The sequence below is a fragment of the Larkinella insperata genome, assembly GCF_026248825.1.
GTDB classification, from domain to species: domain Bacteria; phylum Bacteroidota; class Bacteroidia; order Cytophagales; family Spirosomataceae; genus Larkinella; species Larkinella insperata.
Window position 1 is genome coordinate 696,272 of the sequence record NZ_CP110973.1, and the last position, 15,726, is coordinate 711,997.

9 protein-coding genes are annotated in these 15,726 nt (G+C 55.6%); 6 read left to right on the forward strand and 3 right to left on the reverse strand.

Annotated features, from left to right (window positions below; all coding sequences use genetic code 11):
- Positions 1-48: 48 nt before the first annotated feature.
- Entirely contained in the window at positions 49-1,902 is a 1,854-nt protein-coding gene (locus tag OQ371_RS02700) for a DNA polymerase III subunit gamma/tau (protein ID WP_265992216.1), read from the forward strand.
- Positions 1,903-1,989: 87 nt separating this feature from the next.
- On the opposite strand, the gene OQ371_RS02705 is transcribed toward OQ371_RS02700, so the two are convergent.
- The 3 genes from OQ371_RS02705 to OQ371_RS02715 form a co-directional block, all read right to left on the reverse strand.
- Positions 1,990-2,409 (reverse strand): hypothetical protein, encoded by a 420-nt coding sequence (locus OQ371_RS02705; protein WP_265992217.1) that lies wholly within the window; start codon positions 2,407-2,409, stop codon positions 1,990-1,992.
- A gap of 183 nt (positions 2,410-2,592) precedes the next feature.
- Positions 2,593-3,579, reverse strand: coding sequence for a phosphotriesterase family protein (locus OQ371_RS02710; protein WP_265992218.1), 987 nt, complete (start codon positions 3,577-3,579; stop codon positions 2,593-2,595).
- A gap of 12 nt (positions 3,580-3,591) precedes the next feature.
- Positions 3,592-4,701, reverse strand: a complete 1,110-nt coding sequence (locus tag OQ371_RS02715; RefSeq protein ID WP_265992219.1) for a tetratricopeptide repeat protein — start codon at positions 4,699-4,701, stop codon at positions 3,592-3,594.
- A gap of 113 nt (positions 4,702-4,814) precedes the next feature.
- Here OQ371_RS02715 and OQ371_RS02720 point away from each other — a divergent pair, with 113 nt between their 5' ends.
- The 5 genes from OQ371_RS02720 to OQ371_RS02740 all read left to right on the forward strand — a co-directional run bounded on the left by OQ371_RS02720 (position 4,815) and on the right by OQ371_RS02740 (position 15,726).
- Entirely contained in the window at positions 4,815-6,050 is a 1,236-nt protein-coding gene (locus tag OQ371_RS02720; RefSeq protein ID WP_265992220.1) for a M16 family metallopeptidase, read from the forward strand.
- A gap of 22 nt (positions 6,051-6,072) precedes the next feature.
- Positions 6,073-6,549 carry a 2-C-methyl-D-erythritol 2,4-cyclodiphosphate synthase gene (gene ispF / locus OQ371_RS02725; protein WP_265992221.1) on the forward strand — a complete coding sequence of 159 codons (477 nt, stop codon included), beginning with the start codon at positions 6,073-6,075 and terminating at the stop codon, positions 6,547-6,549.
- 45 nt (positions 6,550-6,594) lie between these two features.
- Positions 6,595-7,746, forward strand: coding sequence for an amidohydrolase family protein (locus OQ371_RS02730; RefSeq protein ID WP_265992222.1), 1,152 nt, complete (start codon positions 6,595-6,597; stop codon positions 7,744-7,746).
- A gap of 99 nt (positions 7,747-7,845) precedes the next feature.
- Positions 7,846-8,943, forward strand: coding sequence for a dipeptide epimerase (locus OQ371_RS02735; protein WP_265992224.1), 1,098 nt, complete (start codon positions 7,846-7,848; stop codon positions 8,941-8,943).
- Between the two features lie 108 nt (positions 8,944-9,051).
- The gene (locus OQ371_RS02740; RefSeq protein ID WP_265992226.1) at positions 9,052-15,726 is read left to right on the forward strand and encodes a polyketide synthase; all 6,675 of its coding nucleotides are present in this window, start codon (positions 9,052-9,054) and stop codon (positions 15,724-15,726) included.

Sequence of the window (15,726 nt, forward strand, 5' to 3'; positions counted from 1 at the left end):
ACGGAGATTTTAACCAGCAAGGTTCCAACTTTTTGGCTAACTTGCACCATGGATAATTTTGTTGTCTCGGCCCGAAAATACCGTCCGGCAACCTTCGACACCGTCGTCGGGCAGGCACACATAACGACTACGCTTAAGAATGCGATTTTAACCAATCACCTGGCGCAGGCTTTTCTGTTTTGCGGACCGCGCGGGGTTGGAAAAACAACGTGTGCCCGCATCCTGGCTAAAACCATCAACTGCCAGAATCTGGGTAAAATTCAATCGGCGGATGCCGTCGAACCCTGCGATCAGTGCGAATCGTGCGTCAGCTTCAACCAGAACGCGTCGTTCAACATTCACGAACTGGATGCGGCTTCCAACAATTCGGTGGAAGACATCCGGAACCTGATTGACCAGGTGCGCTACCCACCCCAGTCGGGAAAATACAAGATTTACATCATTGACGAGGTTCACATGCTCTCGCAGGCCGCTTTCAACGCGTTCCTGAAGACACTCGAAGAACCTCCCTCCTACGCCATTTTTATTCTGGCGACCACCGAGAAACACAAGATTCTGCCCACAATCCTGTCGCGCTGCCAGTTGTTTGATTTCAACCGGATCCAGCCCCGCGACATCAGCAATCACCTGGCCAATATTGCCCAGAAAGAAAGCATTCAGGCGGAATACGAAGCCCTCGAACTGATTGCCCAGAAAGCGGACGGCGGTTTGCGCGACGCCCTCTCGATGTTCGACCTGAACGTGACGTTTTCGGAAGACCGCATTTTGCGTTACAAGGAAGTGCTGGAAAACCTGCACATTCTGGATTACGACTATTACTTCCGGCTCACCGACCTGCTGCTGGCGGCCAATCTGCCACAAAGCCTGCTGTTGTTCGACGAAATTCTGCGGAAAGGATTCGACGGTCATCAATTTATCGTCGGCCTGAGTGAGCATTTCCGGAATTTGCTGGTGTGCAAGGATGCGACTACTGTTGAGTTGCTTCAGGTTACCGAAACCATTCAGCAGAAATACCTGCAACAGGCCGCCGAAGCGCCCATGAGCTTTCTGCTGTCGGCGCTGAGCGTCGGAGCCCAGTGCGACATGAATTACAAGGCCGCTAAAAACCAGCGGCTGCACGTGGAAGTCTGCCTGATGAAGCTGGCGAATCTGCCGAACGTCCTTGATGTGTCGGCGCTACCGGCTTCGCCCGATCAATCGAACCAAAGCAATCCTCAACCTGCCGAGCGGGTTGAAAAAAAAAAGGACAGCTCACCTGACCACCAGCCCGTAAGTACAAACGGGACAAACGGAGCAGCGGCCCCCATCCCGTCGCATCCGGGTGAGCCTACGAACGGTAATCACCTGAAAACGAACGGAAACGGCGCGGTAAAAACCGTTGCGGAGCGTCCTCCCGTTGTTGCCGAAATTCCCAAACCCGTCAGCAGCCGACTGCGCACGACAACCAATTTGGTTTCGATGGAGCGGCCGGCCCTGGTTGTGGATACTGGTGCGGCAACCGCTGTGGTTGAAGCGCCCGAACTGCCGAAAGTTGACAAACCGTTTATTTTCGAGCAGCTCAAAGGGGCCTGGAATACGTTTACCCGCCTGCGCGATCAGCAGGGTGGTTCGCAGACGGAGCAGGTGATGCTCAACCGGGAGTTTGTCCTCGACGGCACAACCATTCACATTGCCCTCGACAATTCCCTGCAGGTTGATTTGCTGAACGATTTGCGGCAGGATTTGCTCACCTACCTCCGGCGGGAGTTGCAGAATAGCCAGATTCAGCTTGTTCATTCGGTTGCCGTGCAGGAGACGCGCCGGATGATCTACACTCCACAGGACAAATTCAATTACCTGGCCGAAAAAAACCCGGCCCTGCTGGAGTTGAAGCGGACACTGGGGCTGGATGTGGATTACTAAGAGTGACTTGGTTTAGAATTAGAACGGCCTTCATCTATCCGACTCATTTAGGGAGGAATCGGGATCAATGAAGGCCGTCGCCAAAATTTACTTTTGGAAAGTAAGCGTAACTGGCTCTCCGTCTGCAGTTACCATCATCTGAAGCGTTTGCCCTGCTTCGTTCAACTGAATCCCCGCATCGCTCCGTTGCCCGTTGGCAACCATATAATATTTACCGCCGTCTTTTTCCCACTGGGCCGACTGCGATTGCGTCTGGCAGTCTGTTGACCCTTGTTGTTTGGGGGCAGATACCGTCAGGGTCAGCGTTTTTTCATCCGCCACAAATCGGGTGTCTTTGTAACAAGCCAGATTAGCAACATCGGCGGTTTGACCATTTGCCTGAAGCGTTTTCAAATACCACGAACCAATGATTGGGTCCTGGTTAGGTTGTGGATCATCATTTTTCTCTTTGCAGGAAAACTGAACGAGAGCAATAGCGAGCAAACCGGATAAAATGCGTGTTTTCATGGCGTTGACAGATTACATTTTGTGAATGGATAGACTGCCGCCTAACCCTCAACCGATCGGGCGTCAGTGGTAAGACAACGGCAAAGTTCCGGCAGAAACGGACTTCGCACAATCCACGAAAACCAGTAATTTACAGGTGATTGCTGCGAAAATCAGCGGTTTGAGAAGAAAATCAGGCAGCGTTTAAGCCGAAAAAACCTTCGCCGGATTATCCACCAGAAGCTGTTTCCACTCTTTCTGGGTGAATCCTTTTTTGTTTAATTCAGGCATCAGTCGCCGGAACAAAACCGTGTAATCCCGCCCAATGGAGCCGCCTTCGGGCTGGGCCGGATCGTACCAACCGGCATCGTGGGAAAGCAGGGTGCGGTGCAAAAGCCGGTTTTCTTTCATCAGCAGCAGGTTCTCCGCGTACTGCCCGACGTTGCTGTCGTCCAGCCCATCCAGGCTTACCCAGGCTCCCTCCCGAACGGCGCGGGCGTAATGCACCATGTTCTGCCCCTGCGCATGAACCCAGACAAAGGCCGCCGGATCAACCCCTTCCTGCTTGAGCACGTCAATTTGCTCAAACGCCGGAACGTAAGGCCCCGTATGGGAGTAGATGGGCAGTCCGGTGCGCTTGTGCGTGCGGGCGGCTGCCGTAATCAGTTTGCGGTGTAAGTCCGATAGAGGGCCGGGATTCACGCCAATCTTCAGGAAAGCCGGTCGGATGCCGGTTCCGTCAATCCCGTTCTGAAATTCGGCCACCCAGCGGTCGGCCAGTTGGTCGGCGGTTTCGGTGCGCGCGTGGGCGGGCAGGTACTTGTCGTTCGACGCGCCGTAGTAGCCGGTGTTGGTCAGCAGTTGAACTCCCGATTTTTCAGATAATTCCTGCAGCAGCCGCGGATCCCGGCCCAGGTAAGCCGGTGTACACTCAACCAGCGTTCGGACGCCCAGTTGCCGCAGGGTTTGCAGATACGGAAGCATTTTTGCGACGACTACCGGGCGCTCCCAGCGATCTAAGCTGCTTTTATCCGCCCCGATGAAATCGACCAGAATGTGTTCGTGAATGAGCGTCATGCCCAGTTCCGACGCCCGGATGCTCCCCCTAACGGTGTTAACCCGCGGTTTTGCCGCAAGAACCGACCCGAATCCGGCGGCTAACGAAGTTTTCAGGAAGGTCCGGCGTTTCATAGCAGTCGGCGATCAGGATTTCAGGTAGTTCTTGGCTTCGCGGATGGTGGATTTGTATTCGGCCACACTCAGGGCCTTCTTGTACATGGCCTTGGCCCGGTTTCGGTCGCCCGCCCGGGCCGCAATACGCGCCAGGCCGCTGTAGGCCTGAGCCGCAAATTCTTTGGTGTGTACGTCGTCGACCGGCAATTTAATAGCGGCCTGGTATTGTTCCGTCGCCAGTTTGAGATCACCGTTCATCTTCTCGGCCACCAACCCTTCCAGCACGTGTACCGGCATGGCCAGAAATTTCTGCGGAAGTTTCTGAAGCCGCTCGATGTAAGGCTGTGCTTCGCGGTAACGCCCCGCCAGCACCAGCGCTTCGGCCCCCATCAGGTTGAAAATCGGATTCTGGGGATACTTATCGGCCAGCGGTTTCATTACCGCAGCCGCGCGCGCGGGCTGTCCTTCGTGTTCCAGGTAGATATGGCCCAGGTAAATAGCCGTTTCGGTCCGGGTAAAAAGCCCTTGCCGGATCGCCGTTTCCATTTGTTTCATGCCCAGCGGCATATCGCCGTCCTGAAAAAAAATCAGCAACGGTTTCGACGCCGGGTGATCCAGCGGATACCGTTCCCGGTAATAATTATAAAGTCCGGTTGAGAAATAAAATTCCGGATTTTTTTCCATCAGCTTAAACCCCTTTTTCAAATACCCGTACGCTTTCTGCGCTTCGCCAACGGCTTTTAGCGTTTCGTCGTCGTAGTGGTATTTCATGGCCAGATACCCGTGCGACGCCAGTGAAAAGAAGACGCCTTCCGGGTCATTCGCGTTGCGATCCAGTAGTTTTTTCGACAGCGCAATGCCCTGATTGAGGTTGTTGACGTATTGGGTGGTTGCGGCTTTGTTTTCTTTCAGCGGCAGGTGCTGCCAGTAAAGTTGGATGGCTTTCATGACCGGCACCACCGGATGCTGCGGATATTTTGCCTTTACTGCCCGGATATATTCGTCGGCTTCGTCGAATTCGTAGTTATAAATTTTGTCTGTCGCCTTCAGAATAACCTGCTGAATGCCAGCATCTTCCAGCAACTGTGCGGAGGAGAAAATCGGCGTAAGGAGGAGGAGCAGTAGAGCGATCTTTTTCATGAGATGGTGTGTTACGACGGTACGGGAATGTTCTTTTTTGAAGAGAAGGATTTGCCCCGTATTTTTGTTTGTTCTCAAAACGCCTAACGACACCCCCGGCGAAAAAGTTTGCTATGATTCAATTTGAGCACTTTGTTCTGGACAACGGCCTGAAGGTCTACGTTCACGAAGATCCGACCAGCCCGATGGCCACGGTCAATATTTTGTACAATGTCGGGTCGCGCGATGAGGATGCGAATAAAACCGGTTTTGCCCATTTGTTCGAACACCTGATGTTCGGCGGTTCCAAAAACATTCCGGTTTACGACGAACCCCTGCAAAAAGTAGGGGGCGAAAACAACGCCTTTACGTCACCCGATATCACCAATTATTACATCACCCTTCCGTCTGCCAACCTCGAAACGGCGTTCTGGCTCGAATCCGACCGGATGCTGGGGTTGTCGTTCGATCCGACGGTTCTGGAAGTACAGCAGAAGGTGGTGATTGAAGAATTTAAGCAACGGTACCTGAACCAGCCTTACGGCGATGTCTGGCTTAAGCTTCGGCCGCTGGCTTACCAGGTTCACCCCTACCAGTGGGCCACCATTGGCAAAGACATTAGCCACATCGAAAATGCCACGCTGGATGATGTCCGCGAATTTTTCTATACGCATTATATCCCCAACAACGCCACGCTGGTTGTAGCCGGAAACGTTACGGTGGAACAAGTGAAGCAGTTGTGTAAAAAGTGGTTCGCCCCCATTCCGATGGGGAAACCGGCCGTCCGCAACCTACCGCAGGAGCCGGTGCAGACCGAACCGCGTTTTCTGGAAACCGTGGCCGAAGTGCCGCTCAACGCCCTGTATAAAGTCTACCACATGCCGGGCCGGTTTGCCGACGACTATTACCGGGCCGACCTGCTCAGCGACGTGCTGGGGCGCGGTAAATCATCGCGGCTGTACCAGAAACTGCTGAAGGAGCAGTCCCTTTTCACCAATGTTTCGGCGCACGCAACCGGATCGCTGGACCCCGGGTTGCTCGTCATCAGCGGATCCCTGAATCAGGGGGTGTCGCTGGAGGAGGCCGATGCCGCCATCGAAGCGGTGGTCGACGAAATTGTCAGCCAGACCATGCCCGAGGAAGAACTGGCGAAGGTGAAAAATCAGGCTGAAGCAACGCTGGTTTTCTCGGAAGTCGAACTCCTGAACCGGGCCATGAATCTGGCGTATGCCGCCAACGCGGGCAATGCCGACTGGGTTAACCAGGAAGCCGAACGGATTCAGGCTGTTACGCCGGACCAGATTCAGGCAACCGCCCAAAACCTGCTTCGCAAAGAAAATCGCTCCACGTTGCACTACCGGGCCGCGTGAACACCCGGCCAATCAAAATAGCATGAAAATTCGCGTTGGACAAGGATACGACGTTCATCAGTTGGTCGAAGGCCGGGCGTTTTGGCTCGGCGGTATTTTAATTCCGCACACGCACGGTGCGCAGGGGCATTCGGACGCCGACGTGGTTTGCCACGTCCTCTGCGATGCGTTGCTGGGGGCGGCCAACCTGCGCAACATTGGCTACCACTTTTCCGATAAGGACCCGCGCTGGAAGGGCGTCGATAGCAAGCTGCTGCTGGCCGAGGTGCTGCGCATGATCCGGGAGAAGGGCTATGAGGTATCGAACGTTGACGTGACGGTCGTGTTGCAGGAACCCAAACTTAACCCGCACATTCCGGCCATGAAGACCTGTTTATCGGGCGTGATGAACGTCCCGGAAGATGATATTTCGATCAAGGCGACAACCTCTGAACACATGGGGTTTGTGGGCCGAAAAGAAGGTATTGCGGCTTTTTGCGTCGCCCTGATTCATTCCTGAATCCGGACGGCGAATGGTTTTACTATACGGTTTTTCTGATCTAGCATGATGGCATCGCTCCGACATCTCCGCTTTTATTCCGCGTTTTCTGCCCTGACCCTGGCACTGGCTGTGGCCCACGCTCAACCGAAAGTCTCGACGCCCAGCGGGCCGATTGATTTTGAAGAATACGATCCGGTTTCGACGCTCAAGACGCCGGAGCACAAACTGACCCGCGCCAAGTATCCCTTTATTGACGTTCATAACCACCAGTACGAGATGGATGCCGCCGACCTGCGGACGTTGGTTGCGCAGATGGACAGCCTGAACATGGGCATCATGGTCAACCTGAGCGGACGCGGTTTTACTTCAAACGTAGCCGAAAGCACCAACTTTCTGGACAAAACACTGGCGAACGTTCAGAAAGCCTACCCCAAACGGCTGGCGATTTTCACCAACATCAACTTCGCCAACCTGGGCGAACCCAGCTGGACGGAAAAAGCGGTAAAACTGCTGGAAGACGATATCAAGAAAGGCGCTAAAGGGCTGAAAATCTACAAGAGTTTAGGGTTTAATGTCAAAGACACCCAGGGGAAACGCGTGCAGGTGGATGACCCGCGGCTGGACCCGATCTGGGCCAAATGCGGTCAACTGGGCGTACCGGTCCTGATTCACACCGCCGACCCGAAACCGTTCTGGGACCCGATGGACCGCTTCAACGAACGCTGGCTCGAACTCAAAACGCATCCCGGCCGTAAGCGGTCGGATGATAACCCGATCTCCTGGCAGCAACTTCTTGTGGAACAGCACAATGTGTTCCGGAAACATCCGAAAACGACGTTTATCAACGCCCACATGGGCTGGTACCCGAATGACCTCGTCAAGCTGGACAGCCTGATGCAGGTGTTCCCGAACATGATGGTTGAGATCGGGGCCGTCATTGCCGAACTGGGCCGCCAGCCCCGGGCTTCCCGCAAGTTCTTCGAGAAACACCAGGACCGGATTCTGTTCGGAAAAGACAGTTGGGTTCCTTCGGAGTATGCCACTTACTTCCGCGTGCTGGAAACGGACGACGAATATTTTCCGTACCACAAAAAATACCACGCTTTCTGGCGGATGTACGGCATGGCCCTGCCGGATGAAGTGCTGAAAAAAGTATACTACAAAAACGCCCTGCGGATTATTCCGGGTCTGGATAAATCGCAGTTTCCACAGTGAGGTATTCACGGCTTTGGGGCTAGGTCACAGCGCACATTGGCCACTTTGTGCCGTCACGTTATTTCAACTCTCACGGACGAAAGGCCGGGGGTCCAGAACATGAAAATCAACCAGATCGACGTTTTTAAGTACAACATTCCGCTCAAAGCCCCGATTGCCATTTCGCTCGGTACGATTGAAAACGCCCGGAATCTGCTCATCCGGATTCAGGCCGACGGGCTGATGGGCTGGGGTGAAGGCTCGCCGTTCTGGATGATTGTTGGCGAAACGCAGGAAACCGGTTTTGCAGCCGCCCAGGATTTTGCCCGGCTGCTGATCGGCCAACCCGCGCTGGACCTGGAAGGCAATCTGAACCGCCTGGATGCCTACCTGCCCAACAACCCGACCATCAAGAGTGCCTTCGATATGGCGCTCTACGACCTGGCCGCTCAGGTCGCCGGAATGCCTCTGTACGCTTTTCTGGGCGGGAAACGGCGGACGCTGATCACCGACGAAACGATTTATATTAACACGCCGGAACGCATGGCCGCCGACGCCATTCGGATTCAGAGCCAGGGTGGGGTAGCCATCAAGGTAAAGCTGGGCACCAACCAGCGCGACGACATCCGGCGCGTGGAAGCAATTCGGGAAGCTGTCGGAGACGCCATTCCGATCCGGACGGATGCCAACCAGGGCTGGAACTACCCGACGGCGGTTGCCGTCCTGCGCACCATTCAGAACTGGAATATCGAATACTGCGAACAACCCGTCAAGCGGGGAGCAATCGCCGACCTGAAACGCCTGCGCGAGAAAACCACCGTACCGATCATGGCCGATGAGTCGCTGTTCGACCACCGCGACGCCCTCCGGCTGGTGCAGGAGCAAGCCGTCGATTACTTCAACATCAAGCTTTCGAAAAGCGGGGGGATCTTCAACGCCCAGAAAATCAACGCCATTGCCGAAGCCGCCGGGATACCGTGCATGATCGGCTGCATGTCGGAATCCCGGCTGGCCATAACCGCCAAAGCGCATTTTGCTTCGGCTCGTCAGAATGTAACTTTTTTTGATCTGGATGCGCCCTTCGAACACGCCATCGACCCGGTGATTGGCGGGGCGGTTTACAACGGTTATCAAATCGAACTGCCCGAAACCGCGGGCCTGGGTGCCGAAATTGATAACCAGTATCTCCAATCATTGGAAAAGTGGTCAACTACTTAATGGAAAATTAAGTAAATCCTGCTATTCTTACGTAAAAGTTGGTACCAAATTTGCACTGTTTGGTTGTTCAGCGCGAAAACAACCAAGCGGATGCAAACACCGGATAATTTGGAAAACCTTGATCCCCAACTCTACCCATTATCCGTCCATCAACTATTTGAGCAGCAAGCCTTAAAGACGCCGGAAGCACTTGCGATCATTGATTCTCAGCGTACCATCTCCTTTGGCGAACTCCACCGCCGGTCCTGCCAGCTAGCGAATCATCTGCTCGTCAAAGGCATACAGCCCGAGCAGTTTGTTGGAATTTGTCTGGAACGTTCGGTGGAAATGATAACGGCCGTTCTGGCCATTCTGAAAGCAGGGGCGGCTTTCGTTCCGATTGACCCGGCCTACCCCGCCGAACGAATCAATTACATCGCAACGGATACGGCCATGCCGTTGATCCTGTGCAGCCGCCCGTCCAGTCTCAAACTGGCAGATGCCCTAAGCGTTCGATCATCGCCAGCCCTCATCGAGATTGACTACACCAACCAAACCAGTTACGCCTTTCCCGACCAGGTAGCTCCGATTCCGCATTCGCCTTCGCACCTGGCCTACGTCATCTATACCTCCGGCTCGACCGGGAAACCCAAAGGCGTCCTGATCGAACACCGGTCAATCAGCAACTACATTCACAACAGCATTGAGCACTATGCCACAACCGGGCAGCAGTCGGGCAGTTATTTTCACCTTCCCCTCACGTTTGATGCCTCGCTGACGGCTTTGTTTGTTCCGCTGTTGACGGGGAAGCCCATCGTGATCAGTTCTTCCGGACCGCTCGACGTTTTCAACGACGACCTGCTGATTCAGCAGGCCCCTTTTGATTTTTTGAAACTGACCCCCGCCCAGCTTTTGCTGGTAGACAGTTCCAGAAACGAACAGGCGAAACGGTGTTCCAAAACGCTGGTGGTGGGCGGTGAGGCTCTGCACCCGCGGCATTACCAGTTTCTGGTTGATAATCAGATCGAAGCCAATATCATCAACGAATACGGTCCTACGGAAGCAACGGTTGGCTGCATTTCCTACCGGTTTTCAACGCAGGACAACATTCCGGCTTTTCCCAACGGTGTCCTGATTGGCACGCCAATGCCGAACGTGGTCGTTTACCTTCTCGATTCGGCGATGAATCCGGTTCCGGCTGGCCAGGAAGGCGAAATTTACATCGGTGGTGTGCAGGTCGCCCGGGGGTACCTCAACAACGAGCCACTAACCCACGAACGGTTTCTGGCGGATCCCTTTTCAACGGATAAAAGTGCCCGGATGTACAAATCCGGTGATTTAGGCCGTCTGCATCCCGACGGAACCATTGAATACCTGGGCCGGATTGACGAGCAGGTCAAAATACAGGGGTTCCGGATTGAACTGGGAGAAATTGAAAATGTGCTGATTCACTACCCGGGCATCAGCCAGTGCGCGGCCCACGTCGATGAAAGTGCTTTGTCCGAAAAACGGTTAGTGGCTTACTACGTCAGCAGCGAAAAACCCAATAAAAATAGCCTCATTTCCTTTCTGAAAAACCGGTTGCCGGACTTCATGATTCCGGCTTTGCTGATTGAAGTCGACCAGATACCGCTTTCTCCCAACGGCAAAGTCGATCGCCGGTTGCTGCCAAAGCCCGAAACCAAACGTTCGGCGATCAACAACCTGTTTGTGCCCCCCGTTACACCCACGGAAAAGGCGGTAGCAACGGTATGGGCCTCTCTGCTCCAGCTCGATAAAGTGGGTCTGGACGACAATTTCTTCGAACTGGGCGGTACGTCCATGCTGAGCGTCAAAGCTGTCAGCCTGCTCAAGCAGCACCTGCAACGCGATTTGTCTGTAACGAAAATTTACACCCACCCCACCGTCCGGGCACTCAGCCAGTTTATCGATGGCGAGCAGCGTACGGCAACGAGGTTTCCGAAAAACCGAACCGTAAACCGGCAAAATTCGCAAGATGTGGCGGTAATCGGAATGGCGGGTCGTTTTCCGGGGGCCGATACCCTGTCCGAGCTCTGGGAGTTGCTGAAGCAGGGCCAAGAAACCACCCGGTTTTTCACTGACGCCGAACTGGATACTTCCATTCCGGATGCGGTAAGAAATGACCCGAACTACGTAAAGGCCCGTGGTACGCTCCGCAACGCTGATCAGTTTGATCCGGCCTTTTTCGGTTTAAGTCCCCGCTTGGCCGAAGCCATGGACCCGCAGCAGCGTATATTTCTGGAAATTGCCTGGGAAGTCCTGGAGGAAAACGGTTACCTGCCCCAGCACCACCAGGAAAGCATTGGGGTGTTTGCCGGATGCGGAAACAACACCTATTACCTCAACAATGTCCACGGAAACCAGTCGGTTCATAACCAGCTGGGCAGTTTTCAGGTGATGGCGGTCAACGAGAAGGATTACATCGCTTCCCGAACGGCCTACCAGTTAAATTTAAAAGGACCGGCCGTCAGTGTGTATTCGGCCTGCTCCACGTCCCTGCTGGCCATCACGCTGGCGGTGGAAAGCATCCGGAACGGTCAGTGCGACCTGGCGTTGGCCGGTGGGTCGAGTGTTACGGCCCCTGTCAACAGCGGTCATCTGTACGAAGAAGGGGCCATTTTAAGCCGGGATGGACACTGCCGCCCGTTTGACGCCAACGCCAGCGGTACGGTTTTCAGCGACGGCGCAGGCGTTGTTTTACTGAAAAACCTGGATGCGGCCCGGCAGGACGGCGACCGGATTTATGCCGTCATCAAAGGAATTGGCGTCAACAACGACGGCGCAGGAAAAGGCAGCTTTACGGCCCCCAGCGCCGAAGGACAGGCGGGTGCCATTGCCGCAGCCATCGCCGACGCCCGGATCGCGCCCGCAACCATTCAGTACGTCGAAGCCCACGGAACCGCCACTCCGCTCGGCGATCCCATCGAAATGGAAGGGCTGACGATGGCGTTCGGCCCCGCGGTTTCCCCGCATTCGTGCGCAATCGGCTCCATCAAAAGCAACATGGGCCACTTGACGGCGGCTGCCGGAGTGGCCGGTTTCATCAAAACCGTACTGGCCCTGCATCACCGCCAGCTTCCGGCTTCCATTGGTTATTCCAAACCAAACCCGCACATTGACTTTGCCGGCAGTCCGTTTTTTGTCAATACCCGCCTGACCGACTGGACCGCGGACGGACCGCGCCGGGCGGGTGTCAGTTCATTTGGCGTCGGGGGAACGAACGTGCACGTGGTTCTGGAAGAATTCTGGCAGCAAGAAACGGTTTCGTCGCCGGGCCGGGACTTCCAATTGCTAACCTGGTCGGCCCGAACCGCCACCAGCCGGGAAGCCTATGCCCACCGACTGGCCGATTATCTCCGGCAACACCCGGACACTAGCCTGGCCGATCTGGCCTGTACGCTGCAAACCACCCGGCCCGACTGGAATCAACGCCGTTTCGTGGTGCTGCCGACCGATGCGGCAACCCCCGAAAACCGGCTTCTGGAAAAACCAGCTTCGGCGCAGGTAAAAGTCGTTCAGGAGAAACCGGCGGAGGTGGTTTTCCTCCTTCCGGGTCAGGGGGCGCAATACCTCAACATGGGCCGCCAGTTGTACGAAACCGAACCCGTGTTCCGGCAGGCGATTGATGCCTGCGCGGACCTGCTGACACCGCATTTGCAAACCGATATTCGTCGCGTTATTTACGCCCCGGACGGTGACGCAGAAGCGGAAAACCGGCTGAAAAATACCCGCTATACCCAACCGGCTCTGTTTGTTACGGAATACGCCCTGGCGCAGTTGTGGATGAGTTGGGGCATAGAACCCAGTATCTTCTGCGGACACAGCGTTGGCGAGTTTGTGGGCGCCCATCTGGCCGGAGTTTTCACGCTGGCCGACGCGCTCAGGCTCATCGCCATCCGCGGCCAACTCGTCAGCGACCTCCCGACGGGCGGTATGCTCTCGGTGCGGCTGGAAGCCGAAGCGCTCCAGGAAATTTTACCGGCCAACTTATCCGTAGCCGCCATCAATAGCCCGAAACTCTGCGTGGTAGCGGGTTGCCACGAAGCCCTTTCAAGCTTTGCGGATTCGCTGACTGAGAAAGGAATTGCGCACCGGCTTTTGCTGACCAGCCACGCCTTTCATTCGGCGATGATGGACCCGATTGTAACGCCGTTCCGGGATGTTGTAGCCACGACACCGTTAAACCGCCCCCGGAAACCCATTGTATCGACCGTAACCGGAACCTGGCTCACCGATGCTCAGGCCACCGACCCCACGTACTGGGCGGACCATCTGCGGCAAACCGTTCGCTTTGCCGACGCTATGCGGGTGGTTCTCGAGCAACCCCATTCGCTTTGTCTGGAAGTAGGGCCGGGTAACGTCCTGGCGACGCTGGCGCGGCAACATCCCGATTCCGGAACGGGCACCGTGGTTACCAGTCTCGGCACCAGCCAGCGTATTGAAACCGAAACCCAGACGATTTTGCAGGCGTTGGGCCAACTCTGGCTGGCGGGTCTGCAACCGGACTGGAACGCGTTTTATGCGCCCCAGAAGCGCAGGAAATTAAGCTTGCCCACCTATGCGTTCGACCGGAAACGCTGCTGGCTTGATCCGCCGGCAACCGTTCCACCGACCTGGCCGTCGCCGGTACCAATCCCCGAAACCGCCCTTGTTCAAACCGTTCCACCTCCGCAAGAACGTACTATGAGAAAAACCACCTTAATCACCAAGGTCAAAGAAATATTGGAAGACGCATCGGGTATCGAGATGGACGGCATCTCCCCCGATCAGACTTTCTTGGAAATGGGTCTCGACTCCCTGCTGCTCACGCAGGTAGCCGCAACCCTGAAAAAAGCGTTTGGCCTGCCCATCACGTTCCGGCAACTGAACGATGAATACGCAACGCTCGATCAGTTGGCGACCCATCTGGATCGGAATCTGCCCGCCGACCTGTTCCAGCCCGCGCCGGTTTTGCCGCCCCCGGTACCAGCGCCAGCCGCGATGCCTGCGCCCGTTGTTCAGAAAGAACCTATGCCCGTTTCCCCAGTTAACGATTCGGCGCTCGGCCTGATCGCCCAGCAACTGCAAATTCTCGCCAAGCAGGTTGCACTGCTCCAGGGCGAGGGTTCGGTGCTTCCGGCAGCAACACCCGTGGCCCCCGCGGCCTCGAACGGCCAAACGGCTTCCAACACCAAACCCGTCGTGCCCGAGTCGACCGACCTGACGGCCGAAGAAGCCATTGAGATCAAAAAACCGTTTGGCGCTACCGCCCGGATCGAACGGAAGGCCACCGAGCTTACCGCCCGCCAGCAAACTTTTTTACAGCAGCTTACGGACCGGTATAACCAGAAGACGGGCGGTAGCAAAGCATATTCCCAGCAACACCGGGCGACAATGGCCGATCCTCGGGTGGTTTCGGGATTCAAACCGCTAACCAAGGAAATCGTGTACCCGCTGGTTATGAACCGGTCAAAAGGCAGCCGCTTGTGGGACGTTGACGGCAACGAGTACATCGACGCCCTCAACGGTTTTGGCTCCAACCTCTTTGGCTACCAACCCGATGTTTTGAAAGAAGCGCTGCACGAACAGATTGAGAAAGGCTACGAAATTGGTCCGCAGCACGAACTGGCCGGGGAGGTCTGTGATCTGATCTGTGAATTTACGGGACTCGACCGGGCCGCCCTGTGCAGCACGGGTTCCGAAGCCGTTCTGGGAGCAATGCGGATTGCCCGCACCGTGACGGGTCGTTCGCTGATCGTGGCGTTTTCGGGTTCCTACCACGGAATCATGGACGAGGTCATTGTGCGGGGCACGCGAAAGCTGAAATCCTTTCCGGCGGCTTCGGGCATCATGCCGGAAGCGGTGCAGAACATGCTGATTCTGGACTACGGCACGGAGGAAAGCCTGCGAATCATTCGGGAACGGGCGCACGAACTGGCGGCCGTTCTGGTGGAACCGGTCCAGAGCCGTCGGCCCGAGTTCCGGCCGGTTGAATTTCTGAAGCAGGTTCGAACGGTGACGACCCAGTCGGGTACGGCCCTGATTTTTGATGAAGTCATCAGCGGCTTCCGGATGCATCCGGGCGGGGCACAGGCCCTGTTCGGTATCAAAGCGGACTTGGCTTCGTACGGAAAAGTGGTGGGGGGCGGACTGCCCATTGGGGTTATTGCCGGAAAAAAAGACTTTATGGACGCCCTCGACGGAGGTTTCTGGCAATACGGCGACGATTCGTTTCCCGAAACCGGCGTTACTTACTTTGCCGGTACATTTGTCAGGCACCCGCTGGCGCTGGCAGCCGCCAAAGCCTCGTTGCAGTACATGAAGGCGTTGGGGCCGGCTTTGCAGCAGGGCCTGACCCGCAAAGCCGAGCGGATTGCCCAAACCCTGAATGCCGAACTGGAGCGCCAGCAGCTTCCAATCGTTGTCGCGCAGTTCGGTTCGCTCTGGAAACTGAAATTTCACGAGGAAATTCCGTACAGCGAACTTCTGTTTACGCTCATGCGGGACAAAGGCATTCACATTCTGGACGGTTTCCCGTGTTTTATCACCGCGGCCCATACCGATCAGGAAGTCGATTTGATAATCAAAACCTGCCTGGAAGGTATTCATCAAATGACCGAAGCCGGTTTTTTCAAAAGAAATCTGCCGTCGAATTCGTTAAAGGACAATGCACTACCGTATCGCTCGTCGGATACGCCCCCGGTTCCTGGTGCAAAATTGGGCCGGGATCGCGCTGGCAATCCGGGATGGTTTATTGAAAACCCCGACCTGCCCGGTAAATACTTGCGCGTCGAAATAAACTAA

Bases quoted from the DNA above. Each gene is read 5' to 3' on its own strand.
- ispF (WP_265992221.1), top strand. From the start codon at position 6,073: ATGAAAATTCGCGTTGGACAAGGATACGACGTTCATCAGTTGGTCGAA.
- OQ371_RS02710 (WP_265992218.1), bottom strand. From the start codon at position 3,579: ATGAAACGCCGGACCTTCCTGAAAACTTCGTTAGCCGCCGGATTCGGG.
- OQ371_RS02705 (WP_265992217.1), bottom strand. From the start codon at position 2,409: ATGAAAACACGCATTTTATCCGGTTTGCTCGCTATTGCTCTCGTTCAG.
- OQ371_RS02715 (WP_265992219.1), bottom strand. From the start codon at position 4,701: ATGAAAAAGATCGCTCTACTGCTCCTCCTCCTTACGCCGATTTTCTCC.
- OQ371_RS02720 (WP_265992220.1), top strand. From the start codon at position 4,815: ATGATTCAATTTGAGCACTTTGTTCTGGACAACGGCCTGAAGGTCTAC.
- OQ371_RS02700 (WP_265992216.1), top strand. From the start codon at position 49: ATGGATAATTTTGTTGTCTCGGCCCGAAAATACCGTCCGGCAACCTTC.
- OQ371_RS02730 (WP_265992222.1), top strand. From the start codon at position 6,595: ATGATGGCATCGCTCCGACATCTCCGCTTTTATTCCGCGTTTTCTGCC.
- OQ371_RS02735 (WP_265992224.1), top strand. From the start codon at position 7,846: ATGAAAATCAACCAGATCGACGTTTTTAAGTACAACATTCCGCTCAAA.